Below are 21,401 nucleotides of genomic sequence, written 5' to 3'. Positions count from 1 at the left end.
CCGGGTAATTGACTTTCTAGAGCACCTTTATTTGGTTTCATAAAAGGAAGTAGCTTTTCCTCAATAGTAGTAACCCACTAAATAATATGATTAAACCAGTGCTAAAAAGGAGATCTTTACTTGTCCATTTAATGATGGTGTAGTAGCTCCGCTGCCTGCTGCCGTCAAAGCCTTTTGACTCCATAGCAATAGCGATGCGCTCTGCTTTTCGAATCGCACTCGCTAATAGAGGGATCAGGTATCTTTTGATTTCATACACTCGATCTGTGAAGCCTTTTGGCTCCCCTAAGCCACGGATGCGATGTGCTGCACGGACTTGATTTAATTCCTCTTGAAATAATGGGAGAAAGCGATAGGCAGCCATCATCCCATATCCAAGACGGGGAGGGAGTCGACAATGTTGGATCAAGCTCAACATAAACTTCGTAGGTTCCGTTGTTAAGACAAATAATAACGACCATGAAGCAAAAATAAGTGAGCGCAGTCCTAATGATATGCCAGTTTTGATATTTTCAAGCGCCACTGGCATACTGCCGATTGTAAAAAGAATCGTTTCCCCTCGTTCGCTCGGAAAAACGACATTGATCCAAACAAAACTAAAAGCGAATAAACTTAAGGGAGCCAGGAACTTGAATAAAAAACGCAATGATACTCCTCCCAAAACCTTAATGGCATTGATTGTGAGAAGAAGGAAAACAAAAGGCGTCCAAGGATCAAAAATGGGCATCATGAAAAAAATAACGGTCAAAATACTAATTAGCTTTAAAGTCGGGTTTACTTGCTGCAAAAAGTGATTGCTTTTTTGATGATTTTCTATCATAAAATTGCCGCCTCCTTCCCAACCTTAGCTAAATTTTGCAGCGAATAGGAAAAAGGCACTTTAAGTGAGGCCTTATGAAGCAATTCTTCTTTCTTAAAGAAAGAAATTACATCACCTTGATAAGCAATTTCTCTATCATGCAACAGAATGACCTTATTTGCGTACTCGGAAACGAGCTCCATATCGTGAGTAACCATCAAAATGGTTTTTCCATTTTGATTTAATTCCTTTAATAGATTCATAATGACTTTCATATTTGCATAATCTTGGCCAAATGTAGGCTCATCGAGAATAAGAAGCTGTTGATCATTCGTAAGCATAGTCGCAACAGACAAACGGCGTTTTTGCCCTTGACTTAATGAAAAGGGATTATTTTGCCTTTGTGCAGTTAAGTGAAATTGCGCTAAAAGTTCATTCAGACCGGGTTGCCACTTTTCTTTCCTCCAGCCACGAATTTTAAACCCATAGCTTAATTCCTGCTCTACTGTATCACAGATGAATTGATGCTCAGGATTTTGAAAAACAAAGCCAACCTTTTGCATATGCTCATAAGCTTTTAATCTGCTTAAGGGTTTATTATCCAAGTAAATTTCCCCTTTTTCAGGCTTTAATAGTTTCATTAAAGTCTTGGATAAGGTACTTTTCCCAGCCCCATTTGAACCGAGGAGCGCTACAAAATCACCGTTTGAGATTGAAAAGCTAATGTTCTGTAATACAGGCTGTTTTTGATAAGAAAAAGATACATTTTCCACTTGGAGAAGGGGGGTTTTATTGTTGCTAAGTACTTGCTTCTTTTGCATTTGAGGTACTTGGAAAGCGCCTGCTTCAGATTCTAATTCCCTTTTCCACTCTTCTATTGTGAGCGGGAAATGACGCCATTTCATTCCCTGTTTCTCCATGTTCTTTGCATATCTGCATATTTGCGGAACCCAAATTCCTTCCTCAATCAAAGTGGGAAAGCGATGATTGAAGATGTCGCGCGGTGCGCCATCGGCGATCACTTTTCCTTCCTGCCCAAGCACTATGACTCTTTCTAAGTAAGGCAAAAGGTAATCGAGTTTATGCTCAATAAAAATTAAGGTTTTGTTTAGCTTTTCGGAAAGGGCGATGAATAATTGAAAGATTTCATCCGTGCTAGCTGGATCTAAATTCGCTGTTGGCTCATCCAAAATAAACACTTCAGGATCCATGGAGAGCAAACATGCAAGGGCAAGCTTTTGCTTCATTCCACCGGAGAGCTCTCTTATTTGCGCCTTCCTCCAATTTGTCAGCCCAACGATGTCTAAACTTTTTTCCAGTCTTGCTTTCATTTCCATTCTTGAAAAACGAAGATTTTCTAAACCGAAAAGAATTTCATCTTCCACCGTTAACATACAGAATTGTGTTTCAGGATCTTGAAACAAGATCCCTAGGCGTTCACTTATTTCACGAAAACTTAATTCCTGCGGATTTTCCCCATCTACCATAATTGTACCCGTCATCTCAGCTTCAATTGATTTCGGAATGATTCCATTTAACGTCAGTGCTAATGTGCTTTTTCCGCCGCCGCTTGGACCAAGAATGAGTACTTTCTCCCCTTTGCTAATTTGGATATTTACCCCCTTCAACACAGGCTGTTGCTGAAAGGGGTAGCTCACGTTTAAATCTTCAATGGTGAGGTAGGTCATCTTTTTTCACTCTCTTTTGGCGATTTATTTTACCTAAGGCAAAGTTATCTAAAACGCCTGTGCGACCTAAGGCATCCGCAATACTTTTACTGCCCCATCCAGCGAGGATCGCCCCGCTAACGAGCATTGCAACGAGCATGAAGGTCGTTATAATTGATGAGTATTGACTATAGCCATACATGAAATAAATCGTGATAAAGTTAGCAAGTGTTCCGAACATTCCAGCTAGCATTAAAACAGGTAAACGGTAGCTGCGGTATAAAAATAATGCGAGAGCAAGTTCAGCCCCAAATCCTTGTGTCAAGCCGAGAATCAGAACAGCACCTGCATTGACAGAACCGGCAAGTATTTCTGTTCCAGCCGCAACTAATTCAGCGATCAAAGCAACACCCGGCTTGCGAATAATGTAGGCACAAACAATCGGCGCCATGATCCAAAAACCTGAAATCAACCCATGGCCAACTGGCCCAAAAATGCCTTGAATTAATTGGCCGAAGAAAACCCATAGAAGATAGAGAACCCCAAAGACTGCAGAAATTGAAGCAATGACAACAATTTCTCTCAAGTTTAAAGGTTTTGTATTTTTCATGGCGAGCTACTCTGCAACAGCACTAGCTTCTTTTTGAACAGGCCAGTCTTCCAACTTATAAGCCATATCAAAGAACATATATTCAAGCTGACAGCTTAACATAAAGTGCTCTTTCATTTTATTTCTTTCCTTCTCTGGGGCCTGCTCAGCAAGCTGATCGAATCTTTTTAAACTGAAATTTAAGCGTTCATGTTCCTTTCCTCCATAAAATGAAATCCAATCATAGAAAGGATGGGAGCGATTAGGCTTGTAGTCTTCCATTATCCGATCGCCAATATAGGCATAAATATAAGGGCAAGGCAGGGTCACTGCAATGATCTCTTCGACCGATCCAGAGCGGCCGACATTCAGCATATGCCTTGTATAATGCTGTGCAGCTGGAGCTAGGTGATGTCCTTGCAAATCCTCATATTTCACATCTGCTATTTGACAAAAGTTGTTATGGGGGTGAAGCTCACTATTTAACACAAAGGAAATACTCGTATTAAACATTGCCATCTCTTCACGATTTGTAGCTTTAGAGATTCCTAACGCATAGGTTTGCACAATTGCATTTAAATATTCGAAGTCTTGTTTCACGTAATGAATTAATTGTTCCTTCCCTAACTTTCCTTCTGCAATGCCTTTAACAAATAGGTGATTGTAGCAAGCTTCGAAAATGTAATTGGCTTCTTGACGCAATTCTTGTGAAAAACTCAAATCAATTCCTCCTTTTTTGATAAAAAAGGAAGTCGAGCGGCAGGGCTTAACCATAAAAAAAAGCCGCTCCGAAATGGAGCGACTTTACCTTAATAAACATAGTCCTATCCTTCTTTTGCACAAAGAAAAAGGATATTTCATAAAGTTAATAGGATTGTTAAGTCGACTCCACTTCCCTACGCTAGTATTAACTAGATCAGGTTCAAAGGGATTAAGATCACTCTTATCTCAGCCAAAATGGCACCCCTAGTGGACTTCCTTATTTAATTGATTAAAACTTAGCATAGGTTTCCAAAATTGTCAAAACAAAATTGTTAGGTTGATACGATTTATTTATGCATCCAAACCATAAAAAGCACGCCAAGAGACATGCTGTCCAATATGATGTGGAAGACAGAGGCAGCATGTGAAAAGTTGTATTTATCACATTTTTTCAAAGCCCTTCTAAGTTAGCCTATTTCCCTATTTTTTCACTTCTTGCAATCAAGCAGGACTTTTAAAAATATGGAGAATCCGTTATATATCCATACACTACATCATTTATAATCTCATTTAAGTCACTTTTGTCATCTTTCTTATGACAGTCAATTATTTTTTCATACATCTCCGTGAACGCTTCGCTTTCTGCTTTTATACTGCTCGGTTCTTCCATATATTGCTTGAGACAGTTTTGCACCATTTTATAAATGAACCGTTTTTCCATTGACCTCACCCCATGCAAAGATTATATCGCTTTTTCGCCTATTGGGAAAATTGTCGAATATAAGAAATTCGTCGTAAAATTTCCATTGATGCAGAACGTATATTCGATTAATATAATGGGTATATATAATTAGAACATTTGTTCTTTTTTAAAGTATAAATTTTATAGGTTAGGAAAATGTCTAGCGTAAGCGTCCTACTCCCTCGATAAGTCTAGGGGAAGCCTCCCAGAAAGGTAAAGAACACCTTTCCGAGAGTTATGCTATGCCTGAGGGTGAGCAGGCGCCCAGTTTCTCTAGAAGGAAGGCTGCTATATGATGGATTACACCATGATGCCACATCAACAAATTTTATGCGTGGATATGAAGAGTTTTTATGCAAGCTGCACAGCGGTAATGCTTGGACTCGACCCTTTAGACTGCTACCTTGTCATTGCGGGCAATCATGATCGAAAGGGGAGTGTGGTGCTTGCTGCTTCTCCCCGTATGAAAAAGGAGTTTGGCATCAAAACAGGTTCACGATTATTTGAAGTGCCGGATGATCCGCGCATTCTCGTAGAAGAGCCTGAAATGGCGACCTATTTAAGAATTTCCACAGAAATTACGCGCGTCTTCCATCGTTATGTACCAAAGGAGGCGATTCATACCTACAGCGTGGATGAAAGCTTTGTAAAAGTAGATGGCGCGCTCCGTCTTTGGGGAGATGCCCGTACAATCGCTGAAAAAATTAGAGATGATATTGAGCGGGAGTTTCAGCTTCCATCTGCGATTGGCATCGGCCCCAATATGCTGATGGCAAAGCTATGTCTTGATTTAGAGGCAAAAAGTAAAGGGATAGCAGAATGGAGCTATGAGGATGTCAAATCAAAGTTATGGGAGGTATCGCCTTTAAGCGAGATGTGGGGGATTGGCCGCAGAATGGAGAAAAACTTGACTGGCATGGGGATCTTCACTGTCGGCCAGCTTGCCCGCTATGATTTGGAGAAGCTGGAAAAGAAGTTTGGGGTCATGGGCAACCAGCTTTATTACCATGCATGGGGCGTGGATTTATCTGAAATTGGTGCACCAATTCTGCAAGGGCAAATCAGCTTCGGTAAAAGCCAAATTTTATTGCGGGATTATAAAGAAGAAGAGGAAATTAAGCACGTCATTCTGGAAATGTGCGAGGAGGTAGCCAGGCGAGCGCGAAATCATCGTAAAGTAGCGAGAACGATTAGCTTTGGCCTCGGTTATAGCAAGGATGAGTTCGGCGGCGGCTTCTACCGCTCCAGAACGGTGGAGGAACCGACAAATGTCACAATGGAGATTTACCGCGTTTGCTTAGCGCTTCTCAAAGAGCATTATCGTGGAAAAACCGTTCGGCAAATTTCTATCTCTCTTAGCAATCTCGTGGATGATCATATGTTGCAGCTGAGCCTCTTTGATCCGAATGGGTGGAAGCGGAGGGAGCTTGGCTATACAGTGGATAGCCTTCGCTCTCGCTTTGGTTCAGCTTCGATCTTAAGAGGTGTATCCTATACGAATGCTGGTACAGCGAGGCATAGGGCTACATTGGTTGGAGGGCATAAAAAGTAGTTAAAGGTTAAAACTTGTTTCCCCATTTCATCTTAGCGTATCGATATAACTCCATGTTTTTTTCTATGGCTCTTTTCTAAAAGATTGTTGTTTTTTCATAGGTTTTGATAAGACAAACCATTGATAAAAAAGTTGATTGGAACGGGTGTGTGAGACTCCTGCGGGACAGGTGAGACCTCGCAGGAGTGTAGCGAGGAGGCTCACCGCCCGCTCCGCGGAAAGCGAGCACCTGGAGAGGAAATCAACCACTGATGTGAAAAAGCAACAAAGTATACGAAAACAGCCTTTTCTTTTTACGTTATCGATATTTTTGGTCGAAGCCTATACATGCATAGATCAATGAATTGATAAATAATCATTGCCGCTGACATAAATAGAAATAGGATGACAATTTGTATTTTGGCCACCTCCATATGAATGAAAAGCTATCCCAATGTATGCTTGCTTCGTCTTTTAGAGAACAGAATTTACAGAAAGAAGGAAAACGAGATGATTCGTGATCGAGGGAATAAGAAATGGGTATCAATGATGCTGCCTGAGCATGTGAAAATGCTAAGGGAGTACGACGAGAGCCATAATAAGCTTGCGAAACCGTTTCTTGATGAACAGAAGTATGAACAGTTTGATGAGGTGATTGCCAGGGCGATGGAGAATAATCTTCCTTTACAATTGACTAGTCTGCAGAAGGGCGAAAGGAAACTGTATATTGGCAAGATCCATTATATGGATGAACTAAAGGGGGAATTGCGGATGATTAATCAAGCATCTGAACGTATTTTGCTAAAGCTTGCGGATGTGATTGAAATAGAGGAATATACGGGCTAGTAAAGGGGAACTAGCCCGATGGTATTAAGCGTCACCAAAGCCTTCAGCATTTTTATCATTATAATAAGTAAGGGGAATATGTTTGAAAAATTTAATCGTAAAGTTTCTAAATTCTGTTGATGCTTCGGAAAAGTAGCGTCTTTTATTCCATGCAAGTCCAATTGTCCGTCGGCACATAGGCGTGCTGATTGGAATTTGCACTGTCCGCGGTAGAGACTGATGAAGCAAGGATAGCTGTGGAGTAAAAGAGATGCCCAGCCCTAGTTCAACTAAACGAAGAATCGCCCCCGCCTCTTCAAGCTCGATTGGTGTATTCGCTACAAAGCCTGCCTGCTTGCAAAAATCATCTGTTAAATCCCGAAATTCATAGCCTGATGGCCGATTAATATAAACTTCATGCGCGGCTTCATGCAATTCTATGGATTGGCGATTGGCTAAATAATGATCAGGTGGTACAGATAAGAAGATCTCTTCATTTAATAAAGTCATCCACTCAATATCTTCTCCAAAAATAGGGCTCATGGAAATGCAAAAATCAACCTCGCCATTTTCTAGCTGTTGTTTCATCATGGAGGCAGAACCGCTGTGCTGCTTAATGTGGACGTCTGGGTTCCTCTTCATAAACTCAACGATGAAGAAAGGAAGAATATGGGGAAGAGCAATTGAAACAGAGGTGACCTGATTCTGTTTGCCCATCATATCCTTCAGCTGTCTTTCTCCTTCCTCAATCTCCAAGAAAATCCGATTGACACGTTCAAGATACGCATGGCCAAAATCATTTAACCGTATAGATCTGCCTTCACGATTAAATAAAGCAGCTCCGAGATTCTCCTCTAACCGAGCAATCATTTTACTTTGATCCTATTTATTAATAAAAGAAAAGCACAGCAATAATTCTTTTTGGCTTACTATACTAATAAAGTATAGTAAGCTTTTTTATTCAATCTTATCATTTTGGGATGGAGCTCTGACCACAGATTCAAATTTCCCTTTATGGCTACCATCACAAAACGGTGCATTTTTAGACATGCCGCAGCGGCAAAGCGAAAATGATGGCTTCGTTTGAAAAACATTGCCGTCTTTATCAACCAGCTCTATATCGCCTATTATACGGTAAGAGCCGTTATTATTTACTTTAATTTGTCCCTTTGTCATATGAAATCATCCTCTCATTTTTAAACATTGTAGCCTATGCTAAAATAGACTATGCAAAAAGAAGGGAAGTCGAAACATGAAAATTAAAGTAACAGCTGCTGCAGCTGAAAAAATGAATGAGCGAATAAATGGAAAAAAAGGCTACATGAAGCTTAAATATGATACGAAAGGCTGTGGATGTGTCGTGAGCGGTGTGCCGGCGTTGTGGTTTGTTGACAGACTTGATGAAGAGGATAGGGAAGTGCAAACAACGAGTGGAAGTATTTATGTAGAAAAATCTAAAGAAGTTTTTCTTGATGAAAGCTTGATCATCGATTTTTCTATGAAAGCGAATTGTTTTCAGCTAAAAAGTCCACATGAATATTTAAACCCGAGAATGAGCTTCCTTGATAAGACGAATGAATAGGCAGGGATTGCTGCCTATTTTATGATTAAGCGAATGAACATCCGACTGGGATATTCCACTTACTCCCCTGCCAGACCATATTCCACAAGAAACTCATCTATGACTTGCTCATATTCCTCTCTATTTTCATTATACGATTGTGCATGAAACCCGTTTTCCGCAATGAATAGTTTTTTTGGCCCCCTTTTTCGTTCATATAATGCTTTTGTCATTTCTGGTAAAATAAACCGATCGTTTTTACTGTGAATGAATAGAATCGGTTTTTCAATACTATCAATAACAGCAATAGGCGATACATCCTTGATAGAATACTTGTCGCGAACACGCAAGAATAGATTGCCAACAGGCAAGAGCAGCTTGGGAGGCAGCTTCATGCTTGTTTTTAAATGGTGGGTAAGCTGCTCTCGTAAATCTGAGAAAGGGCAATCAGCAATATAAAAATCGGCTCCATCCTCAACCATGCCGCCATAAAGCAAAGTTGTGACAGCACCCATCGATTCCCCATGGATCCCAATTTGAATGTCCTCACCCTTTAGAGCCCTCAGCCAATCCACAATTACCTTAAGGTCGAATTTCTCATAATATCCATAGCTTGTGGTTTTCCCGCCGGATTCGCCATGGCGACGATGGTCATATATGACGACATTAAATCCGCGCTGAAGGAACATGTTCATATATTTAATTGAATTGGTTTTATTCTCAGTTACACCATGCGCAATAACCATGTATCGTTTGTGTTTATGAGGCTCTGCAAGTACAGTTTTGATCTCATAGCCAAGAGAAGAGGGGAGAAGGAATTCCTCTTTTGACAAGTCCTCGTATGCGATAGCATCAAATCTTCCTGAAGTGCTTTCACGGTCGAAAATCACTTGGTCTCCCTTTTTACGTATATACATGAGCTTATTAGTGAAAAACACACCAATCGAAAGAAGTAAGAGAAGAGGCAGAAAGATATAGCGGCAAAATTTCTTCACAATAACCCTCCAAAGCGTTTTTCTTTATTTTACCATTTATGATGTATTTATATCCATATGAATGATGACGGATCTAGTGCACAGATCTCAAAAATATAGCCAATTTTAAGCGAGTGAATTGTAAAAGGTCACCCGTTTGAAAGACGGATGACCTTTAGTGGACTCAAAAAGAGCTGGTTTCGAGGCCTGTGAAAAAACGATTATTTTCAAAAGGCTCTAATGGGTTTGCGGATGCAATTGGTAATAGCTGCTTTCAATCGGCCGAGTAATATGCGGCTTAACGAGATTAATCGCTTCAATCAACTTTGGTAAGCTGACATTTGTGCGGATGGCCATTCTTTCAAGCATATAAACAACGTCTTCAGTTGCGGCATTCCCTGCGGCACCAGGAGCAAACGGACAGCCACCAAGACCGCCGGCAGATGTATCAAACCGATCGATGCCAGCTTGCATCGCTGCGAAAATATTCGTTAAAGCCATTTGTCTTGTATCATGAAAATGAGCGGTAAGTAGAGTTTCCGGGAATTCTTTTTTTAACAATGAAAATAAAGCGTAAGATTCATGGGGAGCAGCCATACCGATCGTGTCCGCTACACTCAGCTCATCGGCTCCAGCTTCGACAAAGGCTTTGCACAATAGCAGGGTGTCTTCACTTTCGACGGCTCCTTCATATGGGCAATAGAAAGCAGTGGAGATGCATGCGCGTACAAAATATCCTTTTTCCTTTAATTCGCGAATAATGGGTACGATCTCATCAACGCTTTCTTGCGTCGTTTTATTAATGTTTTTTTGATTGAATGTATTGCTGACTCCTACAAATATAGCAACGGCCTTACAGTCAGTCATATAGACGCGGTCAATTCCTTTGCGATTGGGCGCTAAGACGATATCACGCGAGTCCTTAGTGAGTGAATCCGCAACAATTTCCGCAGCGTCGCCCATTTGCGGCACCCATTTAGGGGATACAAAAGAGGTAAGCTCCATTTCTGTTAAACCAGCGGCTTTTAAAGCTTTAATAAATCCTTTTTTTACATCGGTTGGCACAAATGCTTTTTCATTTTGCAGTCCGTCTCTTGGTCCGACTTCAATTATCGTTACTTCAGTTGGCAACTGTAAACTCATCGTATCTCTCCTGACTTTTTTTAGAAAACGTTTTCTTTATTGTATTTCTTTAAGTTTCTGAAATGCAAGAATAATATAAAATATGTCATAATAGAAGGGGTTAGATTTTTTTTGCAGAAATAAATTAATGAAAAGCAATGAAAGGGTGAGTGAAATGGAACAAACTGAAGTGGTAATTGTCAGTGCAGTGAGAACAGCTTTAGGAAGTTTTAATGGCAGTTTAAAAGGTGTATCCGCTCCTGATCTTGGAGCAGTGGTTATAAAAGCGGCAGTGGAGAAGGCGGGAGTAAAGCCTGAAGAAATAGATGAGGTCATTTTAGGTAACGTGCTGCAAGCAGGCTTAGGGCAGAATACAGCAAGACAGGCAGCGATAAAAGCAGGGCTTCCTGAAAGCGTTTCCTCAATGACGATTAATAAAGTATGCGGTTCAGGTCTAAAGGCTGTGCACTTAGCAACACAAGCGATCATTGCAGGCGATGCTGACATCGTGATCGCAGGCGGGATGGAGAATATGAGCCAAGCCCCATACATACTAAAAGGGGCCCGCGAAGGCTTCAAGATGGGAAATACAACGTTATATGATTCATTGGTAGATGATGGTTTGACTTGTGTATTTAATCAATATCATATGGGGGTTACCGCTGAAAATTTATGTGCTAAGTATGAAATCGGCAGAGAGGAGCAGGACGAATTTGCAGCTGCCAGTCAAACAAAAGCAGTGGCTGCGATTGAATCCGGAAAATTCAAAGATGAGATTGTTCCGGTAGAGATCCCGCAAAGAAAAGGGGATCCTGTGATTTTTGACACAGATGAATATCCGAAAAAGGGCACAACTGCTGAGAAGCTAGGTAAATTGCGTGCAGCATTTAAAAAGGATGGCAGTGTCACTGCGGGGAATTCTTCAGGAATCAATGATGGTGCAGCAGCTCTAGTCATTATGAGTAAGAAAAAGGCAGATGAGCTTGGGCTACAGGCGCTTGTAACGATTAAAGGCAATGGAACTGCGGGAGTCGACCCAAGCATCATGGGAATTGGCCCTGTAAAAGCGGTAAAAAAAGCGCTTGATAAAGCAGGGGTATCTATGGAAGAGCTGGAGCTGATCGAAGCAAATGAAGCATTTGCCGCGCAGTCCCTTGCAGTGGATAAAGAGCTGAATTTCAATAAGGAGATTCTCAATGTAAACGGAGGGGCGATTGCACTTGGGCATCCAATTGGCGCAAGCGGGGCACGTATTCTCGTCACTTTGATTCATGAAATGAAGAAACGACAAGCGAAAAAAGGCTTGGCAACGCTTTGCATCGGAGGCGGTCAAGGAGTCGCGACGGTGGTGGAACTGGCTTCAAGCAATAAAGAAGCTTGAAATATTAAGTAGAGAGGGGCGAACGCAGGTGAAAACAATTCATACATCATTTGACGAAGCAGTAAAAGACATACATGATGGAGCTGTCATCATGGTGGGAGGCTTCGGACTATGCGGCATTCCGGAGAACTTGATCATTGCTCTTGTAAACAAGGGTGTAAAGGATCTGACAGTGATATCTAATAATTGTGGAGTGGATGATTGGGGACTTGGTCTTCTTTTGAAAAATAAACAGATTAAGAAGATGATAGGCTCATATGTTGGGGAGAATAAAGAGTTTGAGAGACAAGTACTCTCAGGAGAAATTGATGTAGAACTCATTCCTCAAGGGACCTTAGCTGAAAAAATTAGGGCGGGTGGAGCGGGCATTCCTGCATTTTATACTCCTGCTGGCGTTGGTACGCCAATTGCTGAAGGAAAAGAATCAAAAGTGTTTGATGGAAAGGAATACCTGTTAGAGAAAGCGTTAAAGGCGGACTTTAGCTTAGTAAGAGCATGGAAAGCTGATAAGATGGGGAATCTCGTTTACCACAAAACGGCAAGAAATTTTAATCCGATGATTGCTGCAGCTGGCAAGGTGACAATTGCTGAAGTCGAGCATTTATATGAAATCGGCGAGCTTGATCCAAATGAAATACAGACGCCAAGCATCTATGTTCAGACCATGATTGAAGGAGAACAAGAGAAACGAATTGAAAAACTAACCATTACGAAGTAGACAGGGAAGGAGTGGATGTCATGAGCGTAGATAAAGCGACTGTACGTGAAAAAATTGCAATCCGAGCAGAGAAGGAAATTGAGGACGGCTTTTACGTTAACTTAGGAATTGGTATGCCGACGCTGGTTGCCAATTATATTTCTGATAACAAACAAGTTGTATTGCAATCGGAAAATGGGCTGCTTGGAATAGGGCCATATCCTGAAGAAAAAAATGTCGATCCGGATTTAATTAACGCCGGAAAGGAAACTGTAAGCGTAATTCCCGGTTCTGCTTACTTTGATAGTGCTGAGTCGTTTGCAATGATTCGGGGCGGTCACGTAGACATTGCCATTCTTGGAGGTATGGAAGTTTCTGAAACTGGTGATTTAGCCAACTGGATGATTCCAGGGAAAATGATTAAAGGGATGGGCGGAGCAATGGACCTCGTCCACGGTGCAGGTAGAATCATTGTGATTATGGACCATACCAATAGAGCAGGAGAATCAAAAATATTAAAAGAGTGCAGTCTGCCGTTAACTGGCAAGGGAGTGGTGGATCGCATCATTACGGAGCGTGCAGTGATTGACGTCACAGAAACAGGTTTGAAGCTGGTAGAAGTAGCGAAAGGCTACACTGTTGAAGAAATTATTCAATGTACAGAGCCTACTCTACAAGTGGATGATTCAGTTTTAACGGATGCTTTTTAAAAGAATGACAGATGGGGCTCGCCTCATGGCTAAAAAAGAGGATTAGAACATTCTAATCCTCTTTTTGTATACAGGGAGTTTTTAGAATGACTTTTCTTTTTTCGAAAACTACAAAAGAAGATAAAATCAAATGAAAACGACAAATATTAAGAGGGTGATGTGGGTGGAAAAGGTATCTTAATTTAAAGTAGCAGTCGTTCAAGTTGGTTCTGAAGTAATGAATAAGGAAAAAGGGGTAAAGAAAACAATTAAGCTGTTAGAAGAAGCTGGAGAGCAAAAGGCAAAAGTCATTGTTTTCCCTGAAGCCTTTATACCAGCTTATCCAAGAGGAATGTCTTTTGGAGCCGTAGTGGGAAGTCGATCAGATGAAGGAAGAAAAGACATTCTCAACTTCTTGAAAAATGCTGTCACGGTACCAGGTCCCGAGACAGCAGAAATTGGCAATGCTGCTAAAAGAGCGGAGGCTTATGTCATTATCGGAGTTATCGAAAAAGATAATGAAACTAGTCAAGGAACGCTTTATTGCACCGCATTATTTTTTGGACCTGATGGTGAGCTTTTAGGAAAGCATAGGAAATTGAAGCCGACTGGTTCTGAGAGGCTAATATAGGGTGAAGGAGATGGAAGTACCATGCCCGTTTTCGATACACCTTATGGCAAAATCGGCATTTAATATGCTGGGAGAATTATATGCCCTTAGCAAGAGCTTCAATGTATGCCAAAGGCGTTCAAATTTATATTGCCCCAACAGCAGATGCCCGCGATACGTGGTTTGCCTCGATGAGACATATTGCAGCTGAAGGAAGATGCTTTGTTCTATCTTGTAACCAGTATTCAACCAAAGACATGTATCCACCAGAAATAAATTCAAGAGAAGAATTTAAATCTTTACCAAATGAGCTCACTCGAGGGGGGAGCTGTATTGTTGAACCATTGGGTGAATATATAGCAGAACCAGTATTTGGTGAAGAGAGAATCATTTATGGCGACATCAACCTCGATAAAATAGCAGAAGATGGGAGTAATGGGTGCCTGTCACCTCCAAGATTCGACAAAATTCTCGGTGTGCATTTATTTGGGATTTGATAAGGTTTTCTTTATAAAAGTTTTGATTTAAGTATGTTATAATGTGGTCAAATTCGTGAGATCAATTAGACGAGGGGATTACAATGAAAAAACGTAGACAACCAGCAACTCCTAAGAAGGATGATAAGCCGATAACATTAGGAGATATGCTGAATGAAGAATTAATGGCTCAATTAAAAGGAAAAAAGAATGAACTCAAAGAAGAAGAAACAAAAAGACAAGAAGAAGAAGCGCGTAAAAAACAAGAAGAGCGGCGCTTAAAAGAAAAAAACAAAAGCTTTGAGGAGCTGCTCGGTGAAAGCAGCATGAACTGGAAAGAGTTTAAATAGTGCTGAGTGAAACTAAAAGAGAGGATGCCCGAATGTTGGGCATCCTCTCTTTACTTTCTAATACTCACTCCTCAACAGCGAGAAAACAGCTAAATCAATATATCTTCCCTTTTCAAATTCATGCTGTCTTAAAAGACCTTCTTTCTGAAATCCGAGTTTCTCCATTAGACGAAGGGATGCCGTATTAGCTGGTTCAATTTTTGCTTCTATTTTATTAAGATTCATAGTGGAGAAGCCGAATTGAATAATCGACTTTACTGCTTCCGGCATGAGTCCTCTTCCCCAGTATTCTGGAGAAAGATCATAGCCAATTTCCAAGCGATTATTTGTTCTTTCATAGTTTAAATATCCGCAAGTGCCAATCACTTTTTTAGATTCTCGATCTTGAATCATCCAGCGCAGACCGGTTTGCTCATCGAATATTTGCTGATACCAGTTCATTTCATTTACTGCTTGTTCTACTGAAGTAAATGGGGTGAACGGCATATATTCGACAACCGCTTTAGATGAATAGAGCTCAAAAAGGTCATTGCTATCATTTATGGTTGCGTTTCTTAAAGTAAGCCGTTCTGTTTTTAGCTCGGGGAAATGGGTAAATTTAAATGTTGAAACCATCACTTTGCTCCTTGAAATATGTATTCTATCGATAAAAGCTTATAAGCCTCTTCGGTTAGGGGAAAAAATTATCATAATAGTGATTAATCTAATCTATTTTTTCATAGTTTATATACGACCGTAACTTGATCATCTGTTTGTATGAAAATGGCAATGGACATCAAGGCTCTCTTTGGTTTGTTTGGTCCAATTGTCTGCCATGCTAATTTGATGAAACACTTAATCTGTTAAATTCTCCGTCTCAACAATGATCGGTTTTTTTCAGACTCCGTTTTATGGTTGTTTCAAATATAAAAATCCTCCTAACTCTAAACTTCTTTTATTCTACAAATCATTTAAAAACCCTTTAAAAAACAAAAAAAGCCTAGTAGTCTGTTTTTTATTATTATTACCAATAGAAGAAGAAGCCAAGTTCATCCGACCTGGCTTCATTAAATGGACTATCTATGTGCCTCGTATTTGCTTGCTTTTGTAACTGCTTGAATAAAAGTAATTTCTTCCTTTGAAAGCGGGTTTGCCTGAACAGCAGCAGCGTTTTGTTTCACTTGTGCACCGGATGAGGCTCCTGCAATGATTGAAGATACAGCCTCATTAGCGAGATTATACTGCATCGCTACTTCAGTCATAACTCGTGAATCACTAAATTTCTCTTCAAGCTGTTTTAGCATTGTATGGAGTTCCTCTCCACTGTATTCCAAGTAACCTTTTTCTCCTGCTTTTTCAGCCCACTTTTCGCTCAGCATTCCCTTCGCCAATGGCCCGCGAGTAACAACACCAACTTGATGATCACGAAGGAGAGGCAGGGCTTCCTCTTCAGGTCGTCTATCAAGAATGCTGTACTGCATCATGACAGAAGCGATGGTCGCTTTTTCTACATACTCTCTAATCACATTTGGACGAATGGATGAGATACCATAGGCGCGGATTATTCCTTCTGTTTTCAGCTCCTCGAAAGCTTCAATGGTTTCATCGATTGGATCTTCAATCGTACCGCCATGCAGCTGGTATAAGTCGATATAATCCATCTCAAGGCGATTCAAGCTGTTCTTTACTGCTTCCTTAATATAGGCTTTAGAAGGATCCCACTTCCAATCACTCTTGTTCCTATTCCAGCGGTTTCCAACCTTTGTTGCAACAACAACATCTTCCCGTACATGCTTTAAGGCTTGACCAATCAGCTTTTCATTGACCCCAAAATCATATAAATCAGCGGTATCAAAATAATTGATCCCTTCTTCAAGAGCAGTATCAATCACTTTTCTTGCCTCTTTTTCATCAGTACCTAAAGACATGCATCCAAGTGCCAGTTCACTTACATAAATATCTGAGTTACCAAGCCGTCTCTTTTTCATTACGCACACCACATTTCCTCATTTTCCCCTATTTTACCGATAAAGTTGTATTGCCGACAAATCATCTGTCTTTCTTCATCGCCTTTGTTTCCCCGTCCGCCGATTCGATCCAATCTTTTAACAACGGGTATTGTTTATGATATTCCTTCAACTTCTCACGGATTTCCCAAGCTTTTCCGGCCATAACAATTCCCTTTTCATGTACATATATTTTCATCTCATACTCCTCCAATTAAAGTATGATAAAATGTATGAGCAAACATAATCGGGATAGAACAGGAGTGACGATAAAGATGAGTCATCTAGAAGAAAAAACAATCAAAACAGAGAAAATTTTTTCTGGAAAAGTCATTAGTCTTCAGCTCGAAGATGTGGAATTGCCAAATGGAAAAACCTCTAAACGGGAAGTCATTAAGCACCCTGGGGCAGTGGCAGTATTTGCCATTACAGAGGACAATAAAATAGTAATGGTAGAGCAGTATCGCAAGGCTTTAGAGAAAACAATTGTAGAAATTCCTGCAGGCAAGCTTGAAAAAGGCGAAGATCCAATGGAATGTGCGAGAAGAGAGCTTGAAGAAGAAACAGGATATGGCTGCGATGAGATGGATTGGTTAATTTCCTTTTATACTTCACCAGGATTTGCAGACGAAATCGTCCATTTATATATTGCAAAGGGATTAAAAATTGTAGAAGATGCGGCATCCCCGGATGAAGACGAGTTTGTCAATTTGATGGAAGTCTCAATAGAAGAAGCGTTGATTTTGTTAAAGGAACAGAAAATTTATGATGCAAAAACCGCTTATGCTGTGCAATATCTTCAATTGCAAGAGGCGTTAAAAAAGTAATGAAAAAATATTATGCAGATATGCATATTCATATTGGCCGCACATGGGCTGGTAAACCAGTAAAGATTACTGGTGCGAAGACGCTTACCTTTTCAAATATTATTAAACATGCGCGGAATGAAAAAGGACTGGATATAATCGGGATCATTGATTGTCATTCTCCTGAAGTGATTGCAGAAATTGAACAGCTGCTTGCAAAAGGCACCTTAATACAATCTGAAGAGGGCGGCCTTCAATATGGGGATCTGACGATTATTCCAGGATCTGAATTGGAAATTTATGATGAACATTGTCATGGTCCCATTCATGTACTCTGCTACTTTCCTTCAATGCATGCGATGAAGGAATTTTCATCATGGCTGGCACAGCATCTGAAGAATGTTCAATTAAGCTCCCAGCGAATCTATGCGAGCGGGCGAGAATTGCAGAAAGAAGTAAAAAGTCTCTCGGGGTTGTTTATTCCTGCCCATGTGTTTACTCCTTTTAAAAGTATGTATGGAAAAGGTGTAGTGAAATCCATGACCGAGGTCTTTGATGTCGAAGCCATTGACGCCATCGAACTTGGATTAAGTGCCAATACCGCTATGGCTGACCTAATCTCAGAACTTCATCCATTTACATTTTTAACGAATTCTGACGCTCATTCATTAAAAAAAATTGCGCGAGAGTATCAGTTGATTCAGCTGGAGAAGCCGACCTTTAAAGAATTTGCCAAAGCCTTAAGAAATGAAGACGGCAGGAATGTGAGCGCCAATTATGGACTCGATCCGCTTCTAGGGAAGTATCATCAGACGGTGTGTGCAAAATGCCTGAACTCTTATGATGGACATGCTGCCCAGTGCCGCTATTGCGACAGCAAGAAATGCATTAAAGGTGTGGCAGAACGAATTAAAGAATTAGAGTCAGGGGATAGGAATGCCCATAAACGGCCCCCATATATTCATCAAGTTCCCCTTGAATTCATTCCGGGACTAGGTCCGAAAATGCTTGAGCGATTATTAAATCATTTTGGGACAGAAATGGCGATCTTGCATCAAGTGCCTTACGAATCGATGAAGAGTGTGATTCCGGAATCCATCGCAAAGCAGATCATTGCCGCTAGAGAAGGAAAGCTGAAACTTGATGCCGGTGGTGGAGGGAAGTATGGGAAAATCGCAAAATCTTAAAAATAAAAAAGAGCTTTCTCATCAGGTCATGGGATGACTGAGTGGGAATGCTCTTTTTAGTTAAATTCACTCACCTTTAATCTTTGCAAATACACAAGTATCGCGCAACGTATTCCCATCTGTCCCCAGGCTGTCGCTTCTTAATATTCCCTCAAGTGTGAAGCCGAGACGTTCTGGAATATGCCTGCTATTCAGATTCATAGTATCACATCGAATTTCAACTCGATTCGCCTGCAAATGAGTAAATGTGAAGTCAGTCAGTTTCTCCACGGCTTCTGTTATGTACCCTTTTTTACTTTGACGTGTATCACACCAATAACCAATTTCGAATTTTCGCACATCCCAATTAACACGGTGAAGTCCGATTGAACCGATAAACATTTCGTCCTCTTTACGAAAAATATGCATCCTAAAATCAGTTCGCAAAATGAAGTCTGCATGTGACTGCCGAATACCTGCTTCTACCTCGGAGGCAGACTGTTCTTTTACGGCGAATGGCAGCCACTCACTCAAGCTCTCCCTTGAAGCTGTGATTGATTCTTGTACCACTGCTCCATCACCAGGCAAACAAGGTCGAAAATAGAGCCGCTCTGTTTCTATTCGTTCTGGAAAGTCTATTAAAACTGGCTTCATGGTGAAACCCCCCTGTGAATTTTTTTCAATTATATACGTGAATGGAAACTTAGACAATACAAATAATCTGTATTAATCAATTTTTTTATTCTTTCTGTCATACATAAAAAGGACAAGCATACACTTTAATAAGTAAAAATGTACAGGAGGAAGAGCAATGAAGAAAAAAATATACCAGAACGTCGTCGCAAATCATTTCCGCGAGCATTCCTCAATCTATTTATTTGTAATTGTGCTATTTCTAATGGGTGTTATTTTTGGTGCTGTGGTAGTAAACAGTTTAAGTTTGACTCAGAAAGAAGATTTGTTCTACTATTTAACACAGTTTTTTGGCCAAGTTGCTACAGGGGAAGTAGCTTCTCCAGGGGATCTATTTCAGCAGAGTTTGTTTCATAATAGTAAATTTATCGGTCTGATCTGGCTCCTTGGTATATCAATTATCGGCTTGCCGGTTATTCTTATCCTATTATTTATAAAAGGCATGGTAGTGGGATTTACTGTAGGCTTCTTAGTTAATCAAATGGGATGGCATGGATTTTTATTATCCTTTGTATCTGTTCTTCCACAAAATCTGATTATCATTCCAATTTTTATCGTTGCTGCGACATTGGCTGTCGCCCTTTCGTTAAAAATGATCAAACGGCAGTTTATGAAAAAGATAGGAAGTCCGATATTGCCGCTTTTTGGGGGGTATATGATCGCTTTTGCCGCTGCGATAATATGCTTGGGAGCAGCTGCTGGAGTAGAAGCATTTGTATCACCAACTTTAATGAAAACGGTGATTGAATCCGTTATTTAATATTATTTTTACACTGTGCGGAATCCTCAATGGATTTTTGCACTATTTTTATGTTTAAGAAAAGATGAAGGGGCTGAAAAGAAGGCTGGATAAAAACGGAGTCTGACCTCTTCCAGAAACGAGAAAAATACGCATTCAAAGAACCTCATGCACCTTACACCATACGTAGGAAAACAAAAACATTCAATACAATAATAGCAACTTAAGTTGAAATGCAGTGTTCCTATCTAAAAAACTTAACTCTTCGCTTAGCTTATTTCGTTTAGGGGTAAAAGGTATATATCATTCATCAATAGAAAGCGACTTAGGCTCGATGGTTGAAGTATAAAACAAACACTTCCACTGCTAAAATATGATTCAAATAAGCTCCATTACTAGAATAGTAATATAATGATAATTATTCTTTTTTGATAATTAATATTCACTCTTATTTGTAATAATTTTATTTTGATTCTCATCTGCTATCTGTTATAATGAGAATGTTAGTGGTGAGGGAGGGACTTTCGGTATGGAAAGCAGAATCGATAGAATAAAGAAGCAATTGCATTCATCCAGTTATAAACTAACACCACAGCGTGAAGCAACGGTTCGCGTTTTGTTAGAACATGAAGAGGACCATTTAAGTGCGGAAGATGTATACCTCCTTGTTAAAGAAAAATCGCCTGAAATAGGCTTAGCAACTGTATATAGAACGCTTGAATTACTTACTGAATTGAAAATTGTTGATAAAATTAATTTTGGTGATGGTGTTTCCCGATATGATTTACGTCAAGAAGGCGCAGCCCATTTCCATCATCATCTTGTATGCATAGAATGTGGAGCAGTGGATGAAATTCAAGAAGATCTTCTTGAAGACGTTGAAGAAGTAGTTGAAAGAAGATGGAACTTTAAAATAAAAGATCATCGCTTAACCTTCCACGGCATTTGCTATCGCTGCCTAGATAAGAAAAAAGATGATGAATCGGACGCTTAGTCAAAAACCTTTTCTACAATGGAAAAGGTTTTTATTTTGTTTATCCCCATCCTTATAAACCCGAGAATCATAAGGCAGATATGCCTTCATATACTTTACTGGGCTGACGATTTATTATAAATCTTAGAAAAAATCAAGATATGAAATAGAATATAAAACCTTTTAAAATCAGCTAAAGACTATTGGCTATAACTATTGGAAACCACACAATCATGTTTTACTCCTTTTCTTAGGATTGTTCATGCATTTTCCAGTAACCTTCCCTATTATAGGTATAATTCTTGTCCAAATTGGCATATCTTT

Annotated in this window: 24 protein-coding genes, 1 pseudogene and 1 riboswitch; of the genes and pseudogenes, 12 read left to right on the top strand and 13 right to left on the bottom strand. The window is 40.1% G+C overall.

Annotation, left to right across the window (positions count from 1 at the left end):
* Window positions 1–37: 37 nt before the first annotated feature.
* From J2S17_RS05845 to J2S17_RS05825, 5 genes are all read right to left on the bottom strand, one after another.
* Entirely contained in the window at window positions 38–820 is a 783-nt protein-coding gene (locus J2S17_RS05845; protein WP_307472843.1) for an energy-coupling factor transporter transmembrane component T family protein, read from the bottom strand.
* On the bottom strand, window positions 817–2,487 hold the full coding sequence (locus tag J2S17_RS05840; protein WP_307472841.1) for an ABC transporter ATP-binding protein: 1,671 nt from the start codon (window positions 2,485–2,487) through the stop codon (window positions 817–819). Before J2S17_RS05840 ends, J2S17_RS05845 begins: the two co-directional genes overlap by 4 nt.
* Window positions 2,468–3,076: an ECF transporter S component gene (locus J2S17_RS05835; protein WP_307472839.1), complete on the bottom strand. Its 609-nt coding sequence runs from the start codon at window positions 3,074–3,076 to the stop codon at window positions 2,468–2,470. Before J2S17_RS05835 ends, J2S17_RS05840 begins: the two co-directional genes overlap by 20 nt.
* Before the next feature lie 6 nt (window positions 3,077–3,082).
* Window positions 3,083–3,775: a thiaminase II gene (tenA, locus tag J2S17_RS05830; RefSeq protein ID WP_307472837.1), complete on the bottom strand. Its 693-nt coding sequence runs from the start codon at window positions 3,773–3,775 to the stop codon at window positions 3,083–3,085.
* Window positions 3,776–3,931: 156 nt separating this feature from the next.
* Window positions 3,932–4,033, bottom strand: a riboswitch (TPP riboswitch).
* A gap of 238 nt (window positions 4,034–4,271) precedes the next feature.
* Window positions 4,272–4,478 (bottom strand): YqzH family protein, encoded by a 207-nt coding sequence (locus J2S17_RS05825; RefSeq protein WP_307472835.1) that lies wholly within the window; start codon window positions 4,476–4,478, stop codon window positions 4,272–4,274.
* Between the two features lie 313 nt (window positions 4,479–4,791).
* Between J2S17_RS05825 and J2S17_RS05820 the strand changes: the two genes are divergently transcribed.
* Together J2S17_RS05820 and J2S17_RS05815 are read left to right on the top strand one after the other, a co-directional pair.
* Window positions 4,792–6,051 carry a Y-family DNA polymerase gene (locus J2S17_RS05820; protein ID WP_307472834.1) on the top strand — a complete coding sequence of 420 codons (1,260 nt, stop codon included), beginning with the start codon at window positions 4,792–4,794 and terminating at the stop codon, window positions 6,049–6,051.
* Between the two features lie 489 nt (window positions 6,052–6,540).
* Window positions 6,541–6,876 (top strand): YolD-like family protein, encoded by a 336-nt coding sequence (locus J2S17_RS05815; RefSeq protein ID WP_307472831.1) that lies wholly within the window; start codon window positions 6,541–6,543, stop codon window positions 6,874–6,876.
* A gap of 24 nt (window positions 6,877–6,900) precedes the next feature.
* Here the strand turns inward: J2S17_RS05815 and J2S17_RS05810 are convergent, their stop codons facing one another.
* Together J2S17_RS05810 and J2S17_RS05805 are read right to left on the bottom strand one after the other, a co-directional pair.
* Window positions 6,901–7,725, bottom strand: coding sequence for a LysR family transcriptional regulator (locus J2S17_RS05810; RefSeq protein WP_307472830.1), 825 nt, complete (start codon window positions 7,723–7,725; stop codon window positions 6,901–6,903).
* Between the two features lie 87 nt (window positions 7,726–7,812).
* Window positions 7,813–8,031 (bottom strand): CDGSH iron-sulfur domain-containing protein, encoded by a 219-nt coding sequence (locus tag J2S17_RS05805; protein ID WP_307472827.1) that lies wholly within the window; start codon window positions 8,029–8,031, stop codon window positions 7,813–7,815.
* Between the two features lie 76 nt (window positions 8,032–8,107).
* On the opposite strand from J2S17_RS05805, the gene J2S17_RS05800 reads away from it, so the two are divergent.
* Window positions 8,108–8,437 carry an iron-sulfur cluster biosynthesis family protein gene (locus tag J2S17_RS05800; RefSeq protein ID WP_307472825.1) on the top strand — a complete coding sequence of 110 codons (330 nt, stop codon included), beginning with the start codon at window positions 8,108–8,110 and terminating at the stop codon, window positions 8,435–8,437.
* A gap of 59 nt (window positions 8,438–8,496) precedes the next feature.
* Here the strand turns inward: J2S17_RS05800 and J2S17_RS05795 are convergent, their stop codons facing one another.
* Together J2S17_RS05795 and J2S17_RS05790 are read right to left on the bottom strand one after the other, a co-directional pair.
* Window positions 8,497–9,411: an alpha/beta hydrolase gene (locus J2S17_RS05795; RefSeq protein ID WP_307472824.1), complete on the bottom strand. Its 915-nt coding sequence runs from the start codon at window positions 9,409–9,411 to the stop codon at window positions 8,497–8,499.
* Window positions 9,412–9,627: 216 nt separating this feature from the next.
* Window positions 9,628–10,533, bottom strand: a complete 906-nt coding sequence (locus J2S17_RS05790) for a hydroxymethylglutaryl-CoA lyase (RefSeq protein ID WP_307472822.1) — start codon at window positions 10,531–10,533, stop codon at window positions 9,628–9,630.
* Window positions 10,534–10,687: 154 nt separating this feature from the next.
* Here J2S17_RS05790 and J2S17_RS05785 point away from each other — a divergent pair, with 154 nt between their 5' ends.
* The 5 genes and pseudogenes from J2S17_RS05785 (at window position 10,688) to J2S17_RS05765 (ending at window position 14,715) form a co-directional block, all read left to right on the top strand.
* Window positions 10,688–11,893 (top strand): acetyl-CoA C-acetyltransferase, encoded by a 1,206-nt coding sequence (locus J2S17_RS05785; RefSeq protein WP_307472821.1) that lies wholly within the window; start codon window positions 10,688–10,690, stop codon window positions 11,891–11,893.
* 28 nt (window positions 11,894–11,921) lie between these two features.
* The gene (locus tag J2S17_RS05780) at window positions 11,922–12,611 is read left to right on the top strand and encodes a CoA transferase subunit A (protein ID WP_307472819.1); all 690 of its coding nucleotides are present in this window, start codon (window positions 11,922–11,924) and stop codon (window positions 12,609–12,611) included.
* Between the two features lie 20 nt (window positions 12,612–12,631).
* Window positions 12,632–13,300: a CoA transferase subunit B gene (locus J2S17_RS05775; RefSeq protein WP_307472814.1), complete on the top strand. Its 669-nt coding sequence runs from the start codon at window positions 12,632–12,634 to the stop codon at window positions 13,298–13,300.
* 217 nt (window positions 13,301–13,517) lie between these two features.
* Window positions 13,518–14,311: pseudogene (locus J2S17_RS05770) on the top strand (carbon-nitrogen hydrolase family protein); the annotation flags it as partial.
* Between the two features lie 158 nt (window positions 14,312–14,469).
* Complete coding sequence (locus J2S17_RS05765) at window positions 14,470–14,715, top strand: YqkE family protein (protein WP_307472812.1); 246 nt, start codon at window positions 14,470–14,472, stop codon at window positions 14,713–14,715.
* Between the two features lie 57 nt (window positions 14,716–14,772).
* Here the strand turns inward: J2S17_RS05765 and J2S17_RS05760 are convergent, their stop codons facing one another.
* From J2S17_RS05760 to mciZ, 3 genes are all read right to left on the bottom strand, one after another.
* Window positions 14,773–15,330 (bottom strand): GNAT family N-acetyltransferase, encoded by a 558-nt coding sequence (locus tag J2S17_RS05760; RefSeq protein ID WP_307472810.1) that lies wholly within the window; start codon window positions 15,328–15,330, stop codon window positions 14,773–14,775.
* Between the two features lie 440 nt (window positions 15,331–15,770).
* On the bottom strand, window positions 15,771–16,682 hold the full coding sequence (locus tag J2S17_RS05755; protein WP_307472808.1) for an aldo/keto reductase: 912 nt from the start codon (window positions 16,680–16,682) through the stop codon (window positions 15,771–15,773).
* Between the two features lie 61 nt (window positions 16,683–16,743).
* Window positions 16,744–16,899 (bottom strand): Z-ring formation inhibitor MciZ, encoded by a 156-nt coding sequence (gene mciZ, locus J2S17_RS05750; RefSeq protein WP_307472806.1) that lies wholly within the window; start codon window positions 16,897–16,899, stop codon window positions 16,744–16,746.
* A 76-nt stretch (window positions 16,900–16,975) separates the two neighbouring features.
* On the opposite strand from mciZ, the gene J2S17_RS05745 reads away from it, so the two are divergent.
* Both J2S17_RS05745 and J2S17_RS05740 read left to right on the top strand, forming a co-directional pair.
* Complete coding sequence (locus J2S17_RS05745) at window positions 16,976–17,527, top strand: NUDIX hydrolase (protein WP_307472804.1); 552 nt, start codon at window positions 16,976–16,978, stop codon at window positions 17,525–17,527.
* Window positions 17,527–18,693, top strand: a complete 1,167-nt coding sequence (locus J2S17_RS05740) for an endonuclease Q family protein (RefSeq protein WP_307472802.1) — start codon at window positions 17,527–17,529, stop codon at window positions 18,691–18,693. The genes J2S17_RS05745 and J2S17_RS05740 overlap by 1 nt, the downstream gene beginning before the upstream one ends.
* A gap of 66 nt (window positions 18,694–18,759) precedes the next feature.
* On the opposite strand, the gene J2S17_RS05735 is transcribed toward J2S17_RS05740, so the two are convergent.
* A complete protein-coding gene (locus tag J2S17_RS05735) occupies window positions 18,760–19,326 on the bottom strand; it encodes a GNAT family N-acetyltransferase (RefSeq protein ID WP_307472800.1) in 567 nt (188 codons plus the stop codon).
* A gap of 157 nt (window positions 19,327–19,483) precedes the next feature.
* On the opposite strand from J2S17_RS05735, the gene spoIIM reads away from it, so the two are divergent.
* Both spoIIM and fur read left to right on the top strand, forming a co-directional pair.
* Window positions 19,484–20,125: a stage II sporulation protein M gene (gene spoIIM / locus J2S17_RS05730; protein ID WP_307472799.1), complete on the top strand. Its 642-nt coding sequence runs from the start codon at window positions 19,484–19,486 to the stop codon at window positions 20,123–20,125.
* 508 nt (window positions 20,126–20,633) lie between these two features.
* On the top strand, window positions 20,634–21,098 hold the full coding sequence (gene fur, locus J2S17_RS05725) for a ferric iron uptake transcriptional regulator (protein ID WP_307472797.1): 465 nt from the start codon (window positions 20,634–20,636) through the stop codon (window positions 21,096–21,098).
* Window positions 21,099–21,401 lie beyond the last annotated feature (303 nt).

The sequence above is a fragment of the Cytobacillus purgationiresistens genome (genome assembly GCF_030813235.1).
Classification (GTDB): Bacteria; Bacillota; Bacilli; order Bacillales; family Cytobacillaceae; genus Cytobacillus; species Cytobacillus purgationiresistens.
The sequence above is the reverse complement of the archived record's forward strand: the minus strand, read 5'-3'. Positions and strand labels throughout refer to the sequence as shown.